17 protein-coding genes and 2 pseudogenes are annotated in these 21,504 nt (G+C 61.5%); 13 read left to right on the top strand and 6 right to left on the bottom strand.

The window, feature by feature from the left end; all coding sequences use genetic code 11:
* Positions 1-56: 56 nt before the first annotated feature.
* From CKW32_RS16675 to yegS, 11 genes and pseudogenes are all read left to right on the top strand, one after another.
* A complete protein-coding gene (locus CKW32_RS16675; RefSeq protein WP_032887919.1) occupies positions 57-539 on the top strand; it encodes a chemotaxis protein CheW in 483 nt (160 codons plus the stop codon).
* Positions 540-932, top strand: a complete 393-nt coding sequence (locus tag CKW32_RS16680; RefSeq protein WP_032887921.1) for a DUF2802 domain-containing protein — start codon at positions 540-542, stop codon at positions 930-932.
* Between the two features lie 267 nt (positions 933-1,199).
* Entirely contained in the window at positions 1,200-2,867 is a 1,668-nt protein-coding gene (locus CKW32_RS16685; protein WP_032887923.1) for a ShlB/FhaC/HecB family hemolysin secretion/activation protein, read from the top strand.
* Between the two features lie 11 nt (positions 2,868-2,878).
* Positions 2,879-3,400: a toxin-activating lysine-acyltransferase gene (locus CKW32_RS16690; protein WP_032887925.1), complete on the top strand. Its 522-nt coding sequence runs from the start codon at positions 2,879-2,881 to the stop codon at positions 3,398-3,400.
* 24 nt (positions 3,401-3,424) lie between these two features.
* Positions 3,425-8,515, top strand: a pseudogene (locus CKW32_RS16695) (filamentous hemagglutinin N-terminal domain-containing protein); the annotation flags it as partial.
* Positions 8,516-8,554: 39 nt separating this feature from the next.
* Positions 8,555-11,176: pseudogene (locus CKW32_RS28845) on the top strand (hemagglutinin repeat-containing protein); the annotation flags it as partial.
* An 11-nt stretch (positions 11,177-11,187) separates the two neighbouring features.
* Entirely contained in the window at positions 11,188-11,499 is a 312-nt protein-coding gene (locus tag CKW32_RS16700) for a hypothetical protein (RefSeq protein ID WP_032887929.1), read from the top strand.
* 59 nt (positions 11,500-11,558) lie between these two features.
* Positions 11,559-11,867, top strand: a complete 309-nt coding sequence (locus CKW32_RS28610) for a hypothetical protein (protein WP_032887930.1) — start codon at positions 11,559-11,561, stop codon at positions 11,865-11,867.
* 24 nt (positions 11,868-11,891) lie between these two features.
* Positions 11,892-12,218, top strand: a complete 327-nt coding sequence (locus CKW32_RS16710; protein WP_032887932.1) for a hypothetical protein — start codon at positions 11,892-11,894, stop codon at positions 12,216-12,218.
* A gap of 33 nt (positions 12,219-12,251) precedes the next feature.
* Complete coding sequence (locus tag CKW32_RS16715) at positions 12,252-12,797, top strand: hypothetical protein (RefSeq protein ID WP_032887934.1); 546 nt, start codon at positions 12,252-12,254, stop codon at positions 12,795-12,797.
* Positions 12,798-12,889: 92 nt separating this feature from the next.
* On the top strand, positions 12,890-13,807 hold the full coding sequence (gene yegS, locus CKW32_RS16720; protein ID WP_032887935.1) for a lipid kinase YegS: 918 nt from the start codon (positions 12,890-12,892) through the stop codon (positions 13,805-13,807).
* On the opposite strand, the gene CKW32_RS16725 is transcribed toward yegS, so the two are convergent.
* The 3 genes from CKW32_RS16725 to CKW32_RS16735 form a co-directional block, all read right to left on the bottom strand.
* Complete coding sequence (locus CKW32_RS16725) at positions 13,766-14,425, bottom strand: response regulator transcription factor (protein WP_032887937.1); 660 nt, start codon at positions 14,423-14,425, stop codon at positions 13,766-13,768. The genes yegS and CKW32_RS16725 overlap by 42 nt on opposite strands.
* Positions 14,422-15,315, bottom strand: coding sequence for a sensor histidine kinase (locus CKW32_RS16730; RefSeq protein ID WP_095185440.1), 894 nt, complete (start codon positions 15,313-15,315; stop codon positions 14,422-14,424). The genes CKW32_RS16725 and CKW32_RS16730 overlap by 4 nt, the downstream gene beginning before the upstream one ends.
* A gap of 354 nt (positions 15,316-15,669) precedes the next feature.
* Entirely contained in the window at positions 15,670-16,119 is a 450-nt protein-coding gene (locus CKW32_RS16735; RefSeq protein ID WP_177326444.1) for a hypothetical protein, read from the bottom strand.
* Between the two features lie 553 nt (positions 16,120-16,672).
* Between CKW32_RS16735 and CKW32_RS16740 the strand changes: the two genes are divergently transcribed.
* On the top strand, positions 16,673-17,608 hold the full coding sequence (locus tag CKW32_RS16740) for a chemotaxis protein CheV (protein ID WP_032887940.1): 936 nt from the start codon (positions 16,673-16,675) through the stop codon (positions 17,606-17,608).
* A gap of 39 nt (positions 17,609-17,647) precedes the next feature.
* The gene (locus tag CKW32_RS16745; RefSeq protein WP_032887942.1) at positions 17,648-18,454 is read left to right on the top strand and encodes an MOSC domain-containing protein; all 807 of its coding nucleotides are present in this window, start codon (positions 17,648-17,650) and stop codon (positions 18,452-18,454) included.
* 65 nt (positions 18,455-18,519) lie between these two features.
* Here the strand turns inward: CKW32_RS16745 and CKW32_RS16750 are convergent, their stop codons facing one another.
* The 3 genes from CKW32_RS16750 to CKW32_RS16760 form a co-directional block, all read right to left on the bottom strand.
* A complete protein-coding gene (locus tag CKW32_RS16750) occupies positions 18,520-18,804 on the bottom strand; it encodes a pyrimidine/purine nucleoside phosphorylase (RefSeq protein ID WP_032887944.1) in 285 nt (94 codons plus the stop codon).
* Between the two features lie 64 nt (positions 18,805-18,868).
* Entirely contained in the window at positions 18,869-19,411 is a 543-nt protein-coding gene (locus tag CKW32_RS16755) for an exonuclease domain-containing protein (RefSeq protein ID WP_032887946.1), read from the bottom strand.
* Positions 19,412-19,484: 73 nt separating this feature from the next.
* The gene (locus CKW32_RS16760; RefSeq protein ID WP_095185441.1) at positions 19,485-21,368 is read right to left on the bottom strand and encodes an acetyl/propionyl/methylcrotonyl-CoA carboxylase subunit alpha; all 1,884 of its coding nucleotides are present in this window, start codon (positions 21,366-21,368) and stop codon (positions 19,485-19,487) included.
* Positions 21,369-21,504: the final 136 nt, after the last annotated feature.

The raw sequence follows: 21,504 nt of genomic DNA on the forward strand, positions 1-21,504 counted from the left end.
GTGCGGTCGACGAAGCACACACGCCGTTCGTAACGGCATTTGAAGGGGTCATGGGTATGAATAAGTCAGCATCTGCACAAGGTTTGGATGATCCGATCCTGCAATGGGTTACCTTCAAACTGGACAACGAAACCTACGGCATTAACGTGATGCGCGTGCAGGAAGTGCTGCGCTACACCGAGATCGCCCCGGTTCCAGGTGCGCCGAGCTACGTGCTGGGCATCATCAACCTGCGCGGCAACGTGGTGACGGTGATCGACACCCGCCAGCGTTTTGGCCTGGATACCGTCGAAGTCAGCGACAACACCCGTATCGTCATCATCGAAGCCGACAAGCAAGTGGTCGGGATCATGGTCGACAGCGTGGCCGAAGTGGTTTACCTGCGCCAATCGGAAGTGGAAACCGCGCCGAACGTGGGTAACGAGGAATCAGCCAAGTTCATTCAGGGCGTGTGCAACAAGAACAACGAACTGCTGATTCTGGTTGAGCTGGACAAGATGATGAGCGAAGAAGAGTGGTCGGATCTGGAGAACATCTGATTGTTCCTTGAAGCAGCAGTGATTGTCCTGGCCCTGCTGTGGGCCGGGACGCTGGCGTTTATGCTGCGCTATGTGCGCCAGCAGCGAGAATTGGCCATGCAACAGGCCGAGCGCGATGCGCTGCGCGACCGGCGCATTCTGGAGCTGGTCAAGCGGGTTGATCACTTCCAGCAAAGTGCGGTGAGGGTCGGGGATGAGGTGCATGAACTGCGCGCCATCCTCGCGCCGTTGCCGGACAAGCTGGCGCAGATTGAGCAGCGCGACCCTGCGAGCCTGTCGTTTGCCCAGGCAGCGAAGCTGGTGGGCATGGGTGCGACGGTGGATGAACTGACCCAATCCTGCGGTTTGACTCAGGCTGAGGCGCAATTGATGAGCAAATTGCACAAAAACTGAGGATTAATTTTTACACCTGAAAAACCGCTATAACCCTTGAGTTAGAGCGTTGCAATGTGACAGTCATGGCGGCCTGCAGTGGCCGCTTTTGCGAATCAAGTCACAGTGCCATGTTTTGCTGGGGCACTTTTGTGTCGTTGTGGTGACAAAGCCTGCGCATGTAGGAAGTTTCACTCACAAGGATGCGAAATGTCTCTCGTCGCTGTATCTAGAACAAAACCATCAGTTTTGCTGCAGTCGTGCGTTTCCACCTGTACTGCAGTTGGTTTGCTAGCCAGCGCGGCTGCGTTTGCGGCCGAGCCGCAAGCGCCAGCCCAGCAATTGATCCAGCAGCAACAGCGCGAGCGTGCACAACGCGAGCAGCTGGAACCGTCGCCCGACGTTCGCCTGCAAGCGCCCCAAGACACCGAAGCCAGCCTGCGCCTGCCGCGTGATGAAACGCCGTGCTTCAAGATCGACCGTGTGGTGCTCAGTGGCGACCAGGCCGAGGATTTCCAGTGGGCCCTGCGTGCCGCCAACCCGTCCGATGATCCAGTGCAAGGGCGTTGTGTTGGCGCGCGCGGGATCAACCTGACCATGAAGCGCATCCAGAATGCGATCATCGCCAAAGGTTTTATTACCACCCGCGTGCTGGCCCAGGCCCAGGACTTGAATCAGGGCACCCTGTCGCTGGTGGTGGTGCCCGGCCGGATCAAACACATCCGTTTTGCCGCCGGCACCTCGGCCCGCGCCAACTATTGGAATGCGATGCCCGCGTCCGATGGCGATGTGCTGAACCTGCGCGACATCGAACAGGCGCTGGAAAACTTCAAGCGCGTGCCCACCGCCGAAGCCGACGTACAGATCACCCCCGCCGAAGGCGCCGATGCGCAGCCAGGTGAAAGCGATGTGGTGATCGCCTGGAAGCAGGCCGTGCCCGTGCGGGTCAGCCTGTCGGTGGACGACTCCGGCAGCAAGCAGACCGGCAAGTACCAGGGCAACGTCGCGCTGTCGCTGGATAACCTGGCGACCCTCAACGACCTGTTCTACATCAGCTTCAACCACGACCTCGGCGGCGGCGAAAGCGGCGACCGTGGGTCCAAGGGCCACACCATTCACTACTCGGTGCCCTACGACTATTGGCAGTTGAGCCTGACCTCCAGCGAATACGACTACCACCAGACGATCGCCGGGGTGAACCAGGCGTATTCCTACAGCGGCCGCAGCCGGACCAATGAGGTGCAGCTGTCGCGCGTGATCTATCGCGACGCAGTGCGCAAGACCACCGTGTCCCTCGGTGGCTGGAGCCGTACCTCCAGCAACTACATCGAAGACACCGAAATCGAATTTCAGCGCCGGCGCATGGCCGGTTGGCAGGCCGGGATCAATCACCGTGAATTTATCGGTGCGAATACCCTCGACCTTGGCGTCGGCTATCGCCGTGGCACCGGTGCGCGCGATGCCTTGCGCGCGCCCGAGGAAGAAAACGGCGAAGGCACGTCGCGCTCGCAGATCATTACCGCCAACGCGCAATTGCAAGTGCCGTTCAGCGTCGGCCAGCAGAAGCTGCGTTACATCGGCGGCTGGCGCGGGCAATGGAACCGCACGCCGCTGATTCCCCAGGACCGCTTTTCAATCGGTGGGCGCTACACCGTGCGCGGCTTTGATGGCGAGCAGATTCTGTCGGCGGAACGCGGCTGGACCTTCAGCAACGACCTCGGCCTGAGCCTGGGCAACACCGGTCAGGAGCTCTATCTGGGCGTGGATTACGGCCAGGTTGGCGGGCATTCCACCGAGTACTTGCTGGGTCGCCGGCTGGCCGGTGCGGTGGTAGGCCTGCGCGGCGGCTACAAGCAGTTTTCCTATGACATCTACACCGGCAAACCTCTGGAAAAACCCAAGGGTTTCCAGACCGCCGACGTGACCAGTGGCTTCAGCGCCAACTGGTCATTTTGAAGGAGGCCAGCATGTCGGATGACACCCTCGAAGTGCTCGCGCCCACGGGGCCCGACAGTCCCATCGACGAAGCCCAGGTGTTGGGTTCGGCGGTGTGGTTGTGGATGCACTCGGCGGCGCATCGCGATGCGCCATTGCACAGCCTGTCGACCCTGTTGCTGCCGGCGATCAAGCGTCGTCAGTTCATCCTGATCAGCGAAGCGGGGCGCCCGGTGTTTTTCCTGTCGTGGCTCAACCTCAGTGCCGAGGCCGAGGCGCGCTACCTGCGCGAACCAGCCGTCTGCCTGCCTGCCGCGGACTGGGACAGCGGCGACCGCCTGTGGATCAACGACTGGGTCGCGCCGTTCGGGCATACCCGACGAGTCAGCGGCCTGTTGCGACGGCGGCTGTGGCCCGGGCGGATCTTCCGTTCGCTGTACCACCGAGGCGATGAGCGCGGACTGCGCGTCATGAATTTCCAGGGTATCGCCGTCCTGGACCTGGAGGCGCAAGCCTGGTTTGCCACTCACCCGTTACCCAGCGACGCGCTCTGATCAGCCACCGCGCAAAGGACTTGCATGAATAAGCATCTGTATCGAATTGTTTTCAACCAGGCTCGCGGCCTGCTGATGGTGGTGGCCGAAAACGTCAAGAGCGCGTGCAAGGCTCCCGGCACGACCGGCGCCATAGCGCGCCCGGGTACGGCGGTTGCCACGCTGACGCCGCTGCGGTTTGCGCTGATGCTGGGCATGGGCTGGGTCGCGCTGGCGGCGCCGGTACAAGCGCAGGTGGTGGTCGATGGCTCCGCACCGGCGGGCCAGCGCCCGACCATCGGCGCCGCCGGCAACGGCACCACGGTGGTGGACATCACCCGGCCAAGCGGCGCGGGCGTGTCGCGCAACACCTACACCCAGTTCGACGTGGACAAGCGCGGGGTGATCCTCAACAACGGCGTGACCAACAGCCAGACTCAACTGGGCGGGTGGATCGAAGGCAACCGCAACCTGGCCAATGGCAGCGCACGGGTGATTCTCAACGAGGTCAATTCGAGCAACCCTAGCCAGTTGCGCGGCTTTGTCGAAGTGGGGGGCTCCAAGGCGCAGGTGGTAATTGCCAACCCGTCGGGCATCACCTGTGAAGGCTGCGGGTTTATCAACGCCGACCGCGCGACCCTGACCACCGGGCGCGCGCAGTTCGAGAACGGCCTGATCAGTGGCTATGAAGTCTCGGGCGGCAAGATCAGCATCGGCGGCGAAGGCATGGACACCAGCCGCGCCGACTACACCGAAATCATCGCGCGCACCGTCGAGGTGAACGCGGGCATCTGGTCCAAAGACTTGACCATCAAGGCCGGCACCACCGGCGCGGCACCGACCGACACGCCAACCGTCGCCATCGACGTGGCGCAGTTGGGCGGCATGTACGCGGGCAAGATCACCTTGGTCGGCAATGGCGCAGGCGTGGGCGTGCGCAATGCCGGGCAGATCGGCTCCAGCGCCGGTGAAGTGGTGATCGGCACCGACGGCCGGATCGAAAACCACGGCCAGATCAGCAGCGCCACCGATTTGACCGCCCGCGCCGACAAGGGCATCGACAACGACGGCACGCTGTACGCCCAAGGCAACCTGGCCGTGCACACCGCTGGTGATATCGACAACCGTGGCATCGTGTCCGCCCAGGGCAATGCCGCGCTGACCGCCACCGGCGCCAATTCGGCGATTCGCAGCCACGCAGGTTCCGCATTGGCCGCGGGCGTGGACAGTACCGGCAAGCTCGGCAGCAGCGGTTCGCTGACGCTGACCTCGGCTGGCACCTTGACCGCCAAAGGCCAGAACCTCGCCGCGCAGACCCTCAAGGCCAGCGCCGCCCAGGTCGACCTGAGTGACAGCCAGACGTCCGCCCAGACCGTTGAGTTGACCAGCACCGCCGGCAATCTCGACTTGCGTCGCAGCCGCGTCACCGCCGGCCGCGCCCTCACGGCCGACGCTAACCAGAGCGTGCTCAGCGATGCTGCACAGGTAGGCGCTGCACAGATCAGCGTGACCGCGCTGGACCTGTCCAACGTCGGCGGCAAGTGGGTGCAGACCGGCAGCAACGGTATGCAGATGACCGTCGCGCGCAGCCTCGATAACAGTGGCGGTACGCTGTCCAGCGGTGGCACCCTCGTCGTCAGCGCTGACACCCTGAACAACGCGGATGGTCTGGTGCAGTCGGGTGGCCTTGGCGACTTGTCCGTCACCGCGCGCCAGCACCTGAACAATCAGAAGGGCAAGCTGGTCACCGCCGCGCAATTGACCCTCAACGGCGGCACCCTGGACAACAGCAGCGGGCAGATCACTGCCGGCGGCGCGCTGGGGATCAAGGCCGCGCAGTTGAACAACGCCAATGGCACCGTCGCGGCCACGCAAACCTTGACGGTCAAGACCGACAGCCTGCAGAACCAGGGCGGTACCCTCGGTTCGGTGGCCGCCGACCTGATCCTCAACAGCGACACCAGCGTGCTCGACAACCGTGGCGGGCGTCTGGAGGCAGCCAAGGCGCTGACCCTCAATGCACTCGGCCTGAACAACCAAGGTGGGGTGATCACCGGCGCGCAACTGCTGCTCAATACCCAGGGCCAGCAACTCGACAACAGTGCAGGCACCGTTAACGCCAGCGACACGCTGAGCGTCGACAGCGGCGCGTTGATCAACGACGGCGGCATCATGCAGGCCAAGTCGGACCTGCGCGTGGATACCCACGGCCAACAGCTGAGCAACCGCAATTCCGGCAGCACCGGCGGCATCCTCGGCCAGCGCGACGTCACCGTGCGCGCCGGTCAAGTGTTCAACGACCAAGGCTTTATCGGCAGCGCGCGCACCCTGGACATCAACGCCCAGCAACTGAGCAACCAGGCGGGCCTGTTGCGCGCCGACGGGCATCTGTTGCTGACCGCCGCGAGCGTGGACAACAGCGCGACCCAGGGCGCGAACCAGGGCATCAAGGGCCAGAGCGTCGATCTCGACACCGATACGCTGACCAACCGCGCTGGCTCAATCGTGTCCGACACCACGCTGAACGTGAAGGGCAGCGGCAGCGTGGACAACGATGCGGGCATCCTCTCGGCGGGCAGCGTGCTGACCCTGGCCGATCGCAACCCGGCGCAGAAAAGCCTGGCCATCAACAACGGCGCGGGCACCCTGATTGGGGGCCAGTCCGTGTTGCTCGACAGTGCCAATTACAGCGGCGCCGGCAAGGTCCAAAGCCTCGGCGACCTGACCTTCCGGTTGACTCAAAACTTCATCAACAGCGGCCTGGTGCAGAGCAACGGCGACCTGTCGCTGCAGACTGGCGGCACGATGACCAACCAGGGGGCGGTGCAGTCCGGCGCGCTGGTGCGCGTGGATGCCGGCGCTATCGACAACGGTGCCAACGGCGTGATCAGTGGGCGGCGTGTGCAGGCCAACGCGGTCAACCAATTCGACAACCGTGGCGTGGTCGACGGCGAGACGACCCGCCTCAGTGCTGCGACCCTGAACAACCTCGGTACCGGGCGCCTCTACGGTGATCATTTGTCGATCACCGCCGGTACGCTCAACAACATCCTCGAAGGCGCAACGGCGGCGACCATCGCGGCACGCAACCGCCTGGATATCGGCGCTCAGGTCATCAACAACCGTGAGCACGGACTGATCTTCAGCGCCGGCGATACGGTGATCGGCGGCTTGCTTGACGCCAATGACCAGGCCAGCGGCCAGGCACAGGTGCTCAACAATGCGAGCGCCACCGTCGAAGCGCTGGGCCATCTGAGCGTCAACGCCAAGCAGATCAATAACACCAACGAACACTTCGCCACCGACCGCGTGCTGGTGTCCAACCAAGTGCTGCAGGAGTACCTGCTGTCGGGCTCGACCAACCGTTACACGCCGGACCAGATCTCGCTGTACAACGACGAGGTGCTGCACCTGGTCACGCCGGAAGGCTACGGCACGCGCTGGAACCGCTATGACTACACGCGCAGCGTCACCGAGACGCAAATTGTCAGCTCCGACCCTGCGCAGATGCTTGCCGGTGGCAACCTCACGTTGATCGCCGACCAGGTGCTCAACGACAAGAGCCGGATCATTGCCGGGCAGGCGCTCAACGGCAGCATCGGCCAAGTGATCAACACCGAAGTGACCGGCGAACGGGTCACGGCCGACAACGGCAGCGTGGCCAATTACTATCGCATCCAGCGCAAGGGCCGTGACCGCCAGGGCGTCGGCCTGACCGGTTATACGCCGGCGCCGCTGATCGAGCAGATCTCCCTTAAACCCACGGTGTACACCGAGTACGCGGCCATCAACGGCAGCGGCACCCAGGTTGGCGCGCTGGTTCTGGCCAACGTTACCGACAGCACTGCGGGTACCGGTGAGCTGGCGGGCGCTGGCCGCACCCACGCCGTGAGCCCGATCAGTGAAGTGAAGGCACTGACCCAACTGGACGCGGCAGGCGCGGTGGAGCAGATCCGCACGGGTGGTTTCAACCCCGACCTGCCCAACAGCAGCCTGTTCCAGACCAACCCGAACAGCACCGCCGGTTATCTGGTGGAGACCGACCCGCGCTTCGCTAACTACCGCAAGTGGTTGTCTTCGGACTACATGCTCGGGCGCCTGAACCTCGACCCGGCGGCCACGCAGCAGCGTCTCGGCGACGGCTTCTACGAACAGAAGCTGATCCGTGAGCAAATCGCGCAACTCACCGGCCGGCGCTTTCTCGACGGCTACGCCAGTGATGAGGAACAGTATCGGGGCATGATCGACAGCGCCGTGACCCTGGCGGATCAGTGGAAACTGATTCCTGGTGTCGCCCTGACCGCCGAACAAATGGCGCAGTTGACCAGCGACATCGTCTGGCTGGTGTCCAAGGACGTCACGCTGGCGAGCGGTGAAGTCCGTCAGGTGCTCGTGCCGCAAGTCTATGTGCGGGTTCGCGAAGGTGATCTGGATGGCTCCGGCGCACTGATGGCCGGGCGCACGTTGAACCTTGATGTGCGCGGTGATCTGGTGAACTCCGGCAGCCTGTCCGGGCGCGATGGCGTGAACATCAGCGTGCAGAACCTCGACAACCTCGGCGGCCGTATCCAGGGCAACGACGTGGCCCTGACCGCCAGCCAGGACATCAACAACATCGGCGGCCTGATCAGCGCCAACAGCCGTCTGGCCCTGAGCGCCGGCAACGACATCAATGTGCGCTCGGTCACCACCGACAGCGAGAGCGATCAGGGCACCCGCACCGGCTTGTCGCGGGTGGCGGGGTTGTACGTGTCGGCACCGGCGGCGAACCTGATTGCCACCGCCGGCAACGATATCAACCTGCAAGCCGCGCAAGTGAGCAACACCGGCGTCGGCGGCAAGACGTCGCTGGTGGCGGGCAACGACATCACCCTGACTACAGTGAAAGAGTCCTACACCCAGTCCAACCAGTGGGATGGCGACAACTGGCGCAAGGAAGCCGGACGCAATGAAGTCGGCAGTTCGGTGCAGGCCAACGGCGATGTTCGCGTGGGCGCCGGGCGTGACGTGCAGGTGCGCGGTGCGATGGTCAACAGCGACGCGGGGGCTGTTGCTGTGAGTGCGGTGCGCGACATCAATGTCGAGGCCGGCGAGCGCTTCAACAGCGCCGACGAAGCGCACAAGGTCAAGGGCAGCAACGGGATGTTTTCGAGCAAGACCACCACCACCCGCGACACGGTCAGCCAGACCACCGCACAGGCCTCGACCTTCAGTGGCGAGCAGGCGGTGATGCAGGCCGGCAACAACATCACGATTACGGGTAGCAACGTGGTTTCCACATCGGGCACGGTGCTGGCGGCGGGCAACGACATCAAGGTATTGGCAGCCACCGAGCAACTTGACGAAAAACACATGAAGGACGTGAAGACCAGCGGGATGTTCAGCGGGGGCGCCATTGCCGTCACCGTTGGTTCCAAGCAACAGACCAATAAAGACAGCAGTCAGCAGACTACGGCGGCCGCGAGCAACATTGGCGCAACCGACGGCAACGTGCTGATCAGCGCCGGCGGCGAATACCGTCAGGTGGGCAGCAATGTGAACGCGCCCAATGGCGATGTGTCGATCGACGCGTCCGAGGTCAATATCCTCGAAGCGCGCAACCTCAGTGCGCAGCAGCAGGAGCAGCGCTTCAAGCAGACCGGCGTGAGCCTGACCCTGACCAACCCGATCGTGAGTGCGGTACAGACCGGCCAGCGCATGAACAAAGCCGCTGAACGTACCGATGACAAACGTATGAAAACTTTGGCGGCGCTGAGTACTGTGTGGGCCGCCAGCGATGCGCACACTCAGGTCATGGCTGACCCGGCGGCGGCGGGCGGTATCAACTTGAGCATTGCCCTGGGCATGAACAAGAGCGAGAGCAAAAGCGAGCAGACCAGCAACACCGCAGCCGCTTCGACGGTCGCGGCGGGAGGGGATGTGACGATCGTGTCCTCGGGCGGCACGCGCAACAACAACCTGACCGTGCAGGGCAGTGAGATCACGGCGGGCAACAATGCGTTGTTGAAAGCTGACGGCAACATCCTGCTGGCGGGTGCGCAGAACACCATCGAGCAACACAGCACCAACAAAAGCGTCAACGGCAGCCTTGGCATCGGCATCTCGTTTGGTAGCGAGAAAAACGGTCTGAGCTTCAACGCGTCCGCCTCTCAGAGCCGTGGCAATGCCGATGGCAATGACTTGGTGTGGAGCAATACCCACGTGACTGCCGGCAAAGAGGTCAGTCTGATTTCCGGTAAGGACACCACCCTGCGTGGTGCGGTGGTGTCGGGTGAGACGGTCAAGGCCGATATCGGCGGCGACCTGAATGTCGAGAGCCTGCAGGACACCAGCACCTTCGCGTCCGAGCAGAAGAGCATGAGCGCTGGGATCAGCATCTGTATCCCGCCGGTCTGTGCCGGTGCGGCGACCGCTAGCTTCAGCTCCACCAACGCCAAGCAGAAGTCCAACTTTGCCAGCGTGATCGAACAATCGGGCATACGTGCCGGCGACGGTGGTTTCGACATCAACGTGCGCGGCAATACCGACCTCAAGGGTGGCGTGATCGCCAGTTCCGACAAGGCCATTGCCGACGGCAAAAACAGCCTGACCACCGGCACGCTGACGGTGTCCGACATCCACAACGTGTCCGAAGCCAGCGCCAAAACTTCAGGCGTCGACCTGAGTTCGGACATGCTCGACGGCAAACTGGGCACGGCCAAGGCGCTGCTCGCCAACAGCATCAACAACGGCTCGGACTCTGACTCCGCCGACAGCGACACCCGCAGCGCGATCAGCGCCGGCACCTTGGTGATCACCAATGCCGAGCGCCAGCGTGTGGTTGGCGGCATGACGGTTGACCAGACAATTGCCAACCTGAACCGCAACACCGAGGCCGCCCATGTCGCCGTGGGACGGTTGGATGTGGCGGAAATGGGGCGCAAGGTCGCGGCTGAGCAGGAGATCAAGCGTGAGTTCTATCATCAGGTCTCGCTGCTGGCGGATGAGGCGTATCGCAAGATCTTTATCGAGAAGGCGCGGGTGTATGAGGTCTCGAAGGACAAGGAGGGCAAAGTTCAACGTCGCGAACTGAGCGACGAAGAGAAAATGAACCTCAAGAAAGGGCCGGACGGCAAAGTGCATATCGCCAACAACGGCATTTTCAATGATGCCGACGCTGCGGCCAAATACGCCGAGCAGCACAGTTCGGCTGATAGCGGGCCGCAATACTTGATCCACTTCGAGCAAGCCAACAACTTCACTTCCGAGCTGATGATCGCTGCTTATCAGAAGAATCTGGAGAATGATTTCTGGGGGTTGTCCAATGCAACGGTGCAAACCAAAGACTACATGACGCAGTTCGGCCAGAGCGGGTTGCACATCGATGGTCACAGCCGGGGCACGTTGACCACTGGCAGCGCCATGGAGTCGCTGGCCCGTGATCCGGCCAACGTGGGCATTCTCGGCAAAACGTCGATGAACTTCTTCGGTGCTGCCTACAGCGTGCAGAAGGCCGACTCGTTGTTAGGGGTCTTACAGAGTCGTTCAGGGGTGAGCTCCGAATCACAGCGCGAGGCGATGGAGCTGCGCTACCAGAATCACAATCTCGATCCGGTTGCGCGCTTGCCGCTCGTAGGGTTCAACCCCGCTACGGGCGGTACGGTCCCGGACGGCAGCGTGCGTGTATGGGAATGGCTGAAAGTGCTTGGCGGCGATAAGACAGTGCACAACTGCTACGGCAATGGAGGGCCCGCCTGCAAGCCCTTCTGGAAAGATTCAACCGATGGCGTTCCACACTTTAAGCGCGCCGGAGAATAAGGAAGAACGTTATGTTGAGAAGTACGTTGCTGTTGACTATTGGCGCTGTGTTACTGACCGGCTGCACGGGGAGGGGCTTTCAACCGCCGCCGCCGGAATTCACCAATTGGAAAAAAAGTGGGGTCTCCCAAGAAGGCGTCAAGAGTGCGATGAGAGCTTGCGGGTATATCAACCTGACAGGCACGGGGGACACAACGCCTATTGACCAGGTACTCACACAGTTTTATTGCATGAAAGACTCGGGTTTCAAGCGCACAGATAACATTGACCTGTGCAAAGAAGGCCGCATTGGTGAATCACCGGTGTGCGAAGGCCGCCGTTAATCGATCACTGAAAGGTCGCAGGGAATGAACGATTTACGCAAACCTTAAGGAACACCCCTATGTCCAGGAGCGGGCTGCTGTTGAGTGTTTGCGCTGTACTGCTGGTCGGCTGCACGGGCAGGGGCTTCCAACCGCCGCCGCCTGATTTTGTCTATTGGCAAAAGAGTGGGGTCTCTGTAGAGGGCGTCAAGAGCAGTATGCTCGCGTGCGGGTACGAGAATGTGGCGGGCACGGGCGGCGGCTCAATCGATGAGCGGCTTAGGAGCTTCTACTGCATGAAAGATGCGGGCTTCACACGCAAAGATAACTTGGACATGTGCAAGCTTGGCCGTATCGGCGAATCACCGGTGTGCGAAGGCCGTCGGTAACCCATCCCTAAAAGGAAGCAAGGAATGAACGATTTACGCAATGGACTGTACGGCGTCGCGCTGGCATTGGCGGCGACAGGGTTGGGCGGTTGTGCCTCGTCGATGACGGTCACCGGCGAGCCAGGGGTGAGGATGGGCCAGAGCTATGCACAGGTGCTCGCGGTGGTCAGCCGCAACAACGCCGTGACCAAGCAGGTCGATGGCGAAGGCTTCCGGGCGGAGGGTTACTCGTCGATGTTCAAGGACTGCCGCATCAAGTACTTCATCTTTCAGGGCGCCGATGGCTTGCAGCAGGTGAAGTACGAGCCTGCGCCGCAGTTGTCGGTCAGCCAGAATTGCCGTCAGCCGTAAACGGCCCTTTATTCCTTTGCGAGTTGACCGCTGATGAGCGTTTTACGTGGGGTTCCCGTGGCGTTGCTGGTGCTGCTGACAGGCTGCGGCCAAGTGGCGAATATCCGTTCCTTGTCTACCGGCTACGTCGCACCAACGTCTGGCGAGACTGCCCGTGTGCGGTTGATCACCGATGGTCTGGTGCGCGCGGTGCCGGGGCGTGATTGCCTGGACTGGAATGTACCGGGCGCTGGGGTTATGGCGTCGACGAAAGCGGGCTTCCCCGATCACAACGGCGAGAGCCTGGGCATGCCTGGGCCGATTTACTCGTGGGCGGCTGCCGTATCGTCGGAGTTGGTGGTGCCGGCGAACACCCCGATCGCGTTTCATTACTTGGGGAAACTGCAGTATTCCCGGCAATGCTCCAGCACCATGACCTTTGTGCCTCGGCCGGGGATGGACTACATGGTGCAGGCGTCCATCTATGCGAGCTGTTCGTTCCAGCTGCACGAGCTGCCGCCGGGCGGTAAGCAATGGGTCGAGGTGGAGCCTGCGCCCAAGGGCAAGGTGTCGATGTGCAACGCGATGGATAATTTCTAGCGAGCCAATTATTTTTCGACCTTAATGACTTTTTTCTACTCCTCAAAGGTCAACATCCTTCAAGCATCATTGACTCCAGGAGTACGCCCCCCATGACCACCCCCAAGGCACTGTTGATCCTTCACGGCAAGCAAGCCCTCAACGAGGACGTACGCGCGGCCGTGCTGGCCCGGCGCGAGTTGGGTTTGGAGCTGGCGGTGCGGGTGACGTGGGAGGGCGGTGACGCTCAACGGCTGGTCAAGGAGGCTGTGGACGGCGGTTACACCCACATCATTGCCGGCGGCGGCGACGGCACCTTGCGCGACGTGGCCGAAGCCATGGCCCAGGCCAAGAGCGACGCCAGCCTGGTGCTGATGCCCCTGGGCACCGCCAATGATTTTGCCAAGGCTGCCGGCGTGCCGTTGGAGCCTGCCCAGGCCCTGGCATTGCTGGATGTGCCCCCTAGGGCAATCGACCTCGGCCAGGTCGGCGGGCAGATTTTCCTGAACATGGCCACTGGCGGCTTTGGTAGCCAGGTCACGGCCAATACCTCCGAAGATTTGAAGAAAGTCCTCGGCGGCGCTGCTTATCTGTTTACCGGCCTGACGCGCTTCAGCGAGTTGAAGGCCGCCTACGGTGAGCTGGAAGGACCGGACTTTCACTGGAAGGGCGAGTTGCTGGCGCTGGGTATCGGCAACGGCCGCCAGGCGGGCGGTGGGCACATACTGTGCCCCGGCGCATTGGCCGATGATGGTTTGCTCGACGTCAGCATTCTGCCGGCGCCTCAGGAAGTGGTCGGCACGCTGCTCAATCTGGTGAGCGACGGTGGGATCGACAACATGTTCGTACGGGCGCGCCTGCCGTGGGTCGATATCAAGGTGGCGCAGGGCTTGTACATCAACCTCGATGGCGAGCCGCTGGAAGGTGACGACCTGCACTTCGAGGCGTTGCCCAAGGCGCTTCGCGTGCATTTGCCGGTGGATTCGCCCCTAGTCGTCCAGGCTGATGATCTGCTCGCGCACAGCGAATAACACCAGGCCTGCCACATCAAATATCTGCAGACGCTTCATGATTTGCGAACGGTGGGCTTCTACGGTCTTGATGCTCAGGCCCAGGCCGTGGGCGATCTCACGGGTGGATTTGCCGCGCACGATCAGGCGCAGGATCTCCAGTTGGCGTGCCGTGAGGTTATGGCTTTGACCGGCGGGCGTGATCGGCCCCTGGCTGCGCACCAGCGCCTGGTTGATCACGGTGTGGGCGATCGCCGGGCTCAGGTAGCGCTCGTTGTTGCGCAAGGCTTGCAGCGCGTGTTCCAGCTCATTGGCGGTAGTGTCCTTGAGCAGGTAGCCATGGGCACCGGCTTGCAGCGCGCGCATGATCAACTCCGGGTCGGTGTGCATCGACAGGATCAGCACCTTGCTCTTGGGGTGCGCACTCTTGAGTTGCTTTAAAGCGTCGAGGCCGCCGGTGTGCTTCATCGACAGGTCCAGCAGCACAATGTCCGGCAGCAAGCGATTGAACTGCTCCAGCAATTGGGCGCCATCGCTGGCTTCGCCCGTCACCGTGTAGCCGGGAATATCCTGGATCAGCGCACGCACGCCGGCCCTGATCAGGGCATGATCGTCCACCAGAAGTAATGTGCAGGTCACTCGATAACCTTAGGGGCGCTGGCCCGTTCGAGGGCGCGGGGCGCCCAGGGGAAGAGCGCTTCGATGCGCGTCCCGTTACCTGGATGACTGCTCACGGACAATGTGCCGCCAAGCTGATCAACCCGCTCGGACATGCCCGCCATGCCCCGCTGGCCTTCCAGGCTGGGATTGATGGCGGGCAAAAACCCCTGGCCGTCATCACAAATGCTCAGCGACAGGCCTTCGGGTAGACGTTGCAGGCGCACCAGCAGGTTGTGTGCCTGGGCGTGGCGCAGCATGTTGGTGACGGCCTCCTGGGTGATGCGAAAGGCCGCCACGGCCATTTCTTCCGGGATGCCGGTCAGCCGTTGCTGGCATTCCAGGCTCCAGTGCACCGGGGTGTTTTCCAGGGTCTTGAGCAGGTGCGCGCGCAGGCTGGCTTCCAGGCCCAGGCTGGCGAGCTGTCGGGGGTTGAGGATGGCAGAGACGTCGCGCACCTTGGCCAGGGTCTCGTTCAAGGTATTGCACAAGACGTTGCACTGGGTTTGCAGCTCATCCGGCATACGGCGCTTGAGCCATTCGCTTTGCAGCTTGGCGGCGGTCAGCAGTTGCCCGATGTCGTCATGCAGTTCGCGGCTGAGGCGGTGGCGTTCGTTTTCCTGCACTTGCAGCAGGCGATCGGCCAATTCCTGGGGCTGGAACTTGATGGATTTGCGCGAGTACCACTGTTGCAGGCCTACCACTAATAAAATGGCCAGGTTGAGCAGCAGTACCATCAGCGGCAGCGGTGCGGAGTGGGCGTAGGCCCACAGGCTCAGCAGCAGCGAGCCAAGGCATAGCGTGAGGATCAAACGGCGTGCATTGCTGCGGGACGCGGACCTTGCGATGAATGTCTTGAGGCTGGCATGCATAGCGGATGGAGCCAATAAAGGTTCGCTGCGGGAAGACCGGTCGACACTGACCGGGCGCTGTTTGAGATACGTTATTGAATCGTTTTCAAAGTTAATAAATTCAGTCACTTTGAGGGGGTGATAGTACCACTACTCTTACCGTCGGTCGCCAGGCGCCTGTCTGGCGGGATTATCTAAGCGCGCAAATATTCAGGGACGATAGTCCCAAAGTTAATGAAGGGGGGATGTATTACTTCAACAGGAATGTAGAGGTTATGGCTAATTGATATCTACGCGTGCGCCATTCAGTTTCAATGGGTTGGTTAAACCTGTCGTTTTTAGAAAACTGCGCGTTATTTACGACCTCATAACCGCTCAGGACGAGGGGTGTAAACGCTGCTGCGGTTTATATCTGAAATCCTTTTGTGGGATTTGCAGTGTGACCGTAGCAATCAATGAGGTTTGTTCCGATTCGTCCAGTGCCAATAGGCCTGTCTTTGCATCGATAAGCTCCAGTTGCCAGGCCAGCAGTCTCAGGCAGTCTTCCAGGGCGCTCAGGGCCTGATCATGCAGCTGCAACGGGTTTTCGGCGTTGGCGATCACGTATTGGATATGCCGCGAAAATTCGCTGATCGCCTGCAGGGCGAGGCAATCGGCTTTTTCGGCGAGCTTGATCAGGCTGGCTTTCATGCAGTCGATGGCGTCGCTGTCGTTGCGAATCAGATGCAGGTGACTCAGGCACTCTTCCGACTTGGCCAGCAGGTTTTCAGCCTCGTGCAGGAATTCGGGAAGTGCAAGTTGCCACTCGTTACCGTCGTTCATCATGCAAGTCTCCACAACATAAGGTGGGGTGATGAGAGGTCGCATTGGGTGAGTGGCGTAAAACTACCGCTGAAAGATAACTGGAGTCTGTAGGTTGCTTCTGAGCGTTCAGTAGGACGTTTATTTGAATGATGGCGACGGCTGCGCGCGGCCCTCGTGAGCGGGCTCAATTGCACACCTTCAGTTGCCGCGACGTGAGTGTCTGGTAGACCCGTGGAACGAGGGCTTGGGATGGCAAACAAAGCCTGACTCCATTCATGCAATGAGAATGGCGTCACATTAATGACTATTAGATAAAGCGAATATCAGGTTGGGCCTGATTGCTTATAGGGGAATCCCTTACATGGCGGAACTTTACATCGCTTTGAATGTCCGGCAACGCCGATGTACCGCTGTCTGGAGAGGTTCATGCAGTAGAGCATGATGTCAGTGTGACATCAATGAATTTACGTGGCATTTTAGCAGGGGGTCAAGGTCTGGCTTTCGCCGCCGATAACAGCAGTAATGAATTGCACAATCCCTTCGCGCATCTAGCTGCGCACACCAGGAGCTTTTGATGGCCGGCATTCTCGACACAGTAGACCAACGCACGCAACTGGTGGGTGAGAATCGCCTGGAGATCCTCATGTTTCGCCTGGCCGGGCGGCAACTGTTCGCAATCAACGTTTTCAAGGTGCAGGAAGTCCTGCAACTGCCCAAGCTGACCCTGATGCCTCAGCGTCACCCGTTCGTGTGCGGCGTGGTCAACCTGCGTGGCCAGACCTTGCCGGTGATCGACCTGTCCCAGGCCATCGGCATGCGCCCACTGGTACCGGGCCCGAACAGCACCATCATCGTCACCGAGTACAACCGCTCGGTACAGGCGTTCCTGGTGGGTGGTGTGGACCGCATCGTCAACATGAACTGGGAATCCATCCTGCCGCCGCCGACCAGCGCTGGGCGTCAGCACTACCTGACCGCCATCAGCAAGGTCGATGACCAATTGGTGGAGATCATCGACGTGGAAAAAGTCCTCGCCGAGATCGTGCCCTATAACGCCAAAGTTTCCCGTGAAAAACTTGAAGACCCGGTGTTGGAACGTGCCCGTGGCCGCGAAGTGCTGCTGGTGGACGACTCCAACGTCGCCCTGTCGCAACTGCGCGACACCTTGGGTCAACTGGGTGTGAAGATGCACATCGCCAGCGACGGCCTCAAGGCGCTGAACATGCTCAAGGCCTGGGCCGACGCCGGCCACGTAATGACCGACAAGCTCCTGATGATCTTCACCGACGCCGAAATGCCCGAGATGGACGGCTACCGCCTCACCACCGAAATTCGCAACGATCCACGCCTGCGCAAGCTCTACGTGGTGCTGCACACCTCGCTGTCTGGCAGCTTCAACGACTCGATGGTGAAGAAGGTTGGGTGCGACAACTTCCTGTCCAAATTCCAGCCCGACAAACTGGTGGATGTGGTGCGCCAGCGACTGATGCTGGACGAAGCCACCGCTTGACCTTAGGGTTGCATCTTTGCCCCTTAGGAATGCAGGCCCATGCTTCGTCTCAGCGCGCTGTACCGTTACCCCTTGAAGTCCGGCAAGGCCGAAACCTTGCAGCACATCGGCCTGGATAAACTCGGGTTGAATGGGGATCGACGCTGGATGCTGGTGGACGAGGCCAGCGGGCGTTTCCTCACGCAGCGGGCGGTGGCGAAGATGAGCCAACTCTCTGCGCTGTGGAACCGCACGGGCGGCCTGACCTTGAGTTCGCCTGGCTATGCGCCGCTGGACGTGGCGCTGCCCGGCAGCGACGCCGAGTTGCGCGGCGTGACCATCTGGCGCGACACCTTGCGCGTACCGGACGCCGGTGATGAAGCTGCCGCCTGGGTCAGCGACTTTATCGGCAAGCCGACACGGCTGGTGCAGATGCCCTTGGACCGCGCCCGCACCACCCAGGCCGGTTTCGGGCGTGATGATGATCAGGTGGCGTTTGCCGATGGTTATCCGTTGCTGCTGATCGGGCAAGCGTCGCTCGACGACCTCTCGCAAAAAATCGGCCGCCCCATGGAGATGCTCCGCTTTCGCCCGAACCTCGTGATCGAGGGCGGCGAAGCTTTCGCGGAAGATGGCTGGAAGCGTCTGCGCATTGGTGATGTGGAGTTTCGCGCCGTGAAACCCTGCTCACGTTGCATTCTCACCACCATCGACCCGCAAACCGGTGAACGCAGCGCCGACCGTGAACCGTTTGTCACGTTGGAGGCTTATCGCAAGACGGAAGACGGCGCGATGTTTGGCCAGAACCTGGTCAACGATGGTAATGGACGCCTGGAAGTGGGCATGCCAGTGACCATTCTCGAATAGCCTTCGGCGCCCATAAAAAATGCCCGTCTCCCACGAGACGGGCATTTTTTTGACCGGGCGAATGCTTAGCCGCGGTACTCGCACAGGTAAGCAGTATCCACGGCGACCTTCAGTTGGAACTTGCTGTTGGCCGGTACGTGGAACTGGCTGCCGGCGGCGAAGGTTTCCCACTCGCTGGCGTCAGGCAGTTTAACGGTCAGGGCGCCGGAGACTACGTGCATGATTTCACGCTGGGCGGTGCCGAATTCGTATTCACCCGGGGCCATCACGCCGATGGTCGCCGGACCTTCTGCGGTGCCGAAAGCGATCGACTTGACGGTGCCGTCGAAGTACTCGTTGACTTTGAACATGGGCGAATCCTCGGAAAAAGGGTCTGGAAAGGTCGGCCAGTATGCCCAAGGGCAGGGGAGCTGCCTAGACCGGTAAAATCAGCGGCAACAGGCGCGCGGTATTGCGTGCATCTTCCAGCGCCCGATGTTGCTGGCCATGGAACTGCATTCCCGCCAATTGAAGGGCGCCATTGAGGCCCAAGGGCTTGTCCAGGCGCCGGGCCTTGGCGAAGCGCTGCTTGAGGTTCACATGAGGTGTCTTGGCGAGAGCACTCACCAGGCTGTTGCGCTGCCATTCGAGCTCAAGCTGCGCGCGGTCATAGTCACCCCAACTTGCCCAGCCTTCCAGGCGCGGTTGATGCTGGCCCAGCCAGCGTTCGAACAGCGGCCACACCTCGGTGATGGGCGCGGCGGTGTCGATATTGGCCTGGGTGATATGGGTCAGCTGGCGGCAAAAGGGCGTCAGCAATGGGCGCCGCAATGGCCGCACAAAGCGCTGGAAGTGGTCCAGTTCGCGGCCCTGGCGGTTAACCAGGCTCGCGCCGATCTCGATGACTTCCATCTCCGTCACGGGCCAGCCGCCTTCATCCGTTGTGGCTTCAAGGTCAATAATCAGCCAATGAGGCATTGTGCAGGTTCCCGTACTCGTCCCTTCCTGATGGGGATAGAGCGTAGCCCGGCCCTGTAGTTCCGCCTAGGGACTATTCGATCTCCAGCAATACCTGCCGATTACGCACCTGATCGCCTGCCATTACCTGCACGGCCTTGATCACACCGTCGATGCCCGCCGTGAGCGGGTGCTCCATTTTCATGGCTTCAAGCACCAGCAGCAGTTGGCCTTTGCCGACACGCTCGCCTGCACGGACCCGCACATCGACAATGGCGCCATCCATCGGCGCCTTGACCGTGCCGCTGCTGGCGTCGGCCTGGCGGCGGGCGACCTGTTGGGTGCGGTTGGTCACGGTCAGGCCAGGTAGCCGTAATTGGTCGCCGTCGAGGTGGTAAGCGATACGGCGCCGGATCCCGTTGAGCACGCGCGTGGCGTAGCGGCCGTCGGTGCTGAGTTGCAGGTCGTCAACGGTGACCGTTTGAAGGTCGCCGTTGACCTCCAGGCGGTATGTCCAGGGGATGCTTGCGTTATTGCGCCATCCCGCCAGACCCAGGGCGTGCTGGTCGGCGCTGTGGTGATAAAACAGCGCGGCGGCCAGGGCAAGCTGTTCTTTCGACGCGGCGGGCGGCGGAATTTCGCGAAAGTGCTCGGCGATAAACCCGGTGCTGAAATGGCCGTCGATAAAGTCCGGTTGCTTGAGCAGATCGGCCAGCAGTTGCTGGTTGGTATTGACGCCCAGCAGCACGGTGTCCTCCACAGCGCGCAGCAGCTTGCGGCGCGCCTCTTCGCGGGTGGCGCCGTGGGCGATGATCTTGGCTTGCATGGCGTCATAGAACGGGCTGATTGTTTGGCCTTCGCTGACGCCATGGTCAATACGTACGCCTGCGGCCGGCTCCCAGCGCAGCACCTCACCGGTTTGCGGGAGGAAACCTTGGGCCGGGTCTTCGGCGTACAGGCGCACTTCCATGGCATGGCCGCTCAGGGTCACCTCTTTTTGGCTCAATGGCAGTGGGTGGCCGGCGGCGACCAGCAGTTGCCAGGCCACCAAGTCCAGGCCGGTAATCAGCTCGGTGACCGGGTGCTCCACTTGCAGGCGCGTGTTCATTTCCAGGAAGTAGAACTGACCGTTGCGGTCGAGCAGAAATTCCACGGTGCCGGCGCCGACGTAATTCACCGCGCGCCCGGCCTTTAGCGCCGCCTCGCCCATGGCCTGGCGCAGTTCCGGGGTCATGACAGGGCAGGGCGCTTCTTCGATGATTTTTTGGTGGCGACGCTGGATCGAGCAGTCGCGTTCGCCGAGGTAGATCAGATTGCCGTGGCTGTCGCCGAACAGTTGGATTTCGACGTGACGCGGGTCGATCAGTGCCTGTTCGAGGATCAGTTCGTCACTGCCGAAGGCGTTCTGGGCTTCGGAGCGGGCGGTGCGCAGTTGCTCCAGCAAGTGCTCGGGTTTGTGCACCAGGCGCATGCCTCGGCCACCGCCGCCGGCGCTGGCCTTGATCATCAACGGGTAGCCGATGCGGTCGGCCTGGTGTTGCAGGGTGGTGTCGTCCTGGGCGCTGCCCTGGTAGCCGGCGATGCAAGGCACTTCGGCTTCCAGCATGGCGAGTTTGGACCGGCGCTTGCTGCCCATCAGTTCGATGGCCTCGACGCTGGGGCCGATGAAGATCAGGCCGGCGTCTTGGCACGCGCGGGCGAAACCGGGGTTTTCCGAGAGGAAGCCGTAGCCGGGGTGTATGGCGTCGGCGCCGGTTTTTTCGGCGGCCTCAAGGATGGCCGGGATGTTGAGGTAGGACTGTTGTACCGGGGCGGGGCCGATGCGCACGGCTTCGTCGGCCATCTGCACGTGAAGGGCCTGCGCGTCGGCGTCGCTGTAGACGGCGACGGTGCGGTAGCCCAATGCCTGGGCCGTGCGCTGGATGCGGCAGGCGATTTCACCGCGGTTGGCGATCAGGATCTTGTTGAACTGCGGCATAGGTGTTTTCCCTGGGACTGAGTACATATCCGTTTCTTCAGTAACGGCAATCTATGGTTCCGCGCTTACAAAGGGTGGCCTTCGCCCCAACACTCGGTACCCGGCCGAGGCTCGGTGTGCCAGCTTGTTTGACAGG

Source organism: Pseudomonas sp. Irchel 3H9, from assembly GCF_900187495.1.
Classification (GTDB): domain Bacteria; phylum Pseudomonadota; class Gammaproteobacteria; order Pseudomonadales; family Pseudomonadaceae; genus Aquipseudomonas; species Aquipseudomonas sivasensis.

What these genes read in the sequence shown, in the direction of transcription:
- CKW32_RS16675 (WP_032887919.1), top strand. Translation starts at nt 57, where the DNA reads ATGAATAAGTCAGCATCTGCACAAGGTTTGGATGATCCGATCCTGCAA.
- CKW32_RS16690 (WP_032887925.1), top strand. Translation starts at nt 2,879, where the DNA reads ATGTCGGATGACACCCTCGAAGTGCTCGCGCCCACGGGGCCCGACAGT.
- CKW32_RS16700 (WP_032887929.1), top strand. Translation starts at nt 11,188, where the DNA reads ATGTTGAGAAGTACGTTGCTGTTGACTATTGGCGCTGTGTTACTGACC.
- CKW32_RS28610 (WP_032887930.1), top strand. Translation starts at nt 11,559, where the DNA reads ATGTCCAGGAGCGGGCTGCTGTTGAGTGTTTGCGCTGTACTGCTGGTC.
- CKW32_RS16710 (WP_032887932.1), top strand. Translation starts at nt 11,892, where the DNA reads ATGAACGATTTACGCAATGGACTGTACGGCGTCGCGCTGGCATTGGCG.
- CKW32_RS16715 (WP_032887934.1), top strand. Translation starts at nt 12,252, where the DNA reads ATGAGCGTTTTACGTGGGGTTCCCGTGGCGTTGCTGGTGCTGCTGACA.
- yegS (WP_032887935.1), top strand. Translation starts at nt 12,890, where the DNA reads ATGACCACCCCCAAGGCACTGTTGATCCTTCACGGCAAGCAAGCCCTC.
- CKW32_RS16730 (WP_095185440.1), bottom strand. Translation starts at nt 15,315, where the DNA reads ATGCATGCCAGCCTCAAGACATTCATCGCAAGGTCCGCGTCCCGCAGC.
- CKW32_RS16735 (WP_177326444.1), bottom strand. Translation starts at nt 16,119, where the DNA reads ATGATGAACGACGGTAACGAGTGGCAACTTGCACTTCCCGAATTCCTG.
- CKW32_RS16740 (WP_032887940.1), top strand. Translation starts at nt 16,673, where the DNA reads ATGGCCGGCATTCTCGACACAGTAGACCAACGCACGCAACTGGTGGGT.
- CKW32_RS16745 (WP_032887942.1), top strand. Translation starts at nt 17,648, where the DNA reads ATGCTTCGTCTCAGCGCGCTGTACCGTTACCCCTTGAAGTCCGGCAAG.
- CKW32_RS16750 (WP_032887944.1), bottom strand. Translation starts at nt 18,804, where the DNA reads ATGTTCAAAGTCAACGAGTACTTCGACGGCACCGTCAAGTCGATCGCT.
- CKW32_RS16755 (WP_032887946.1), bottom strand. Translation starts at nt 19,411, where the DNA reads ATGCCTCATTGGCTGATTATTGACCTTGAAGCCACAACGGATGAAGGC.
- CKW32_RS16760 (WP_095185441.1), bottom strand. Translation starts at nt 21,368, where the DNA reads ATGCCGCAGTTCAACAAGATCCTGATCGCCAACCGCGGTGAAATCGCC.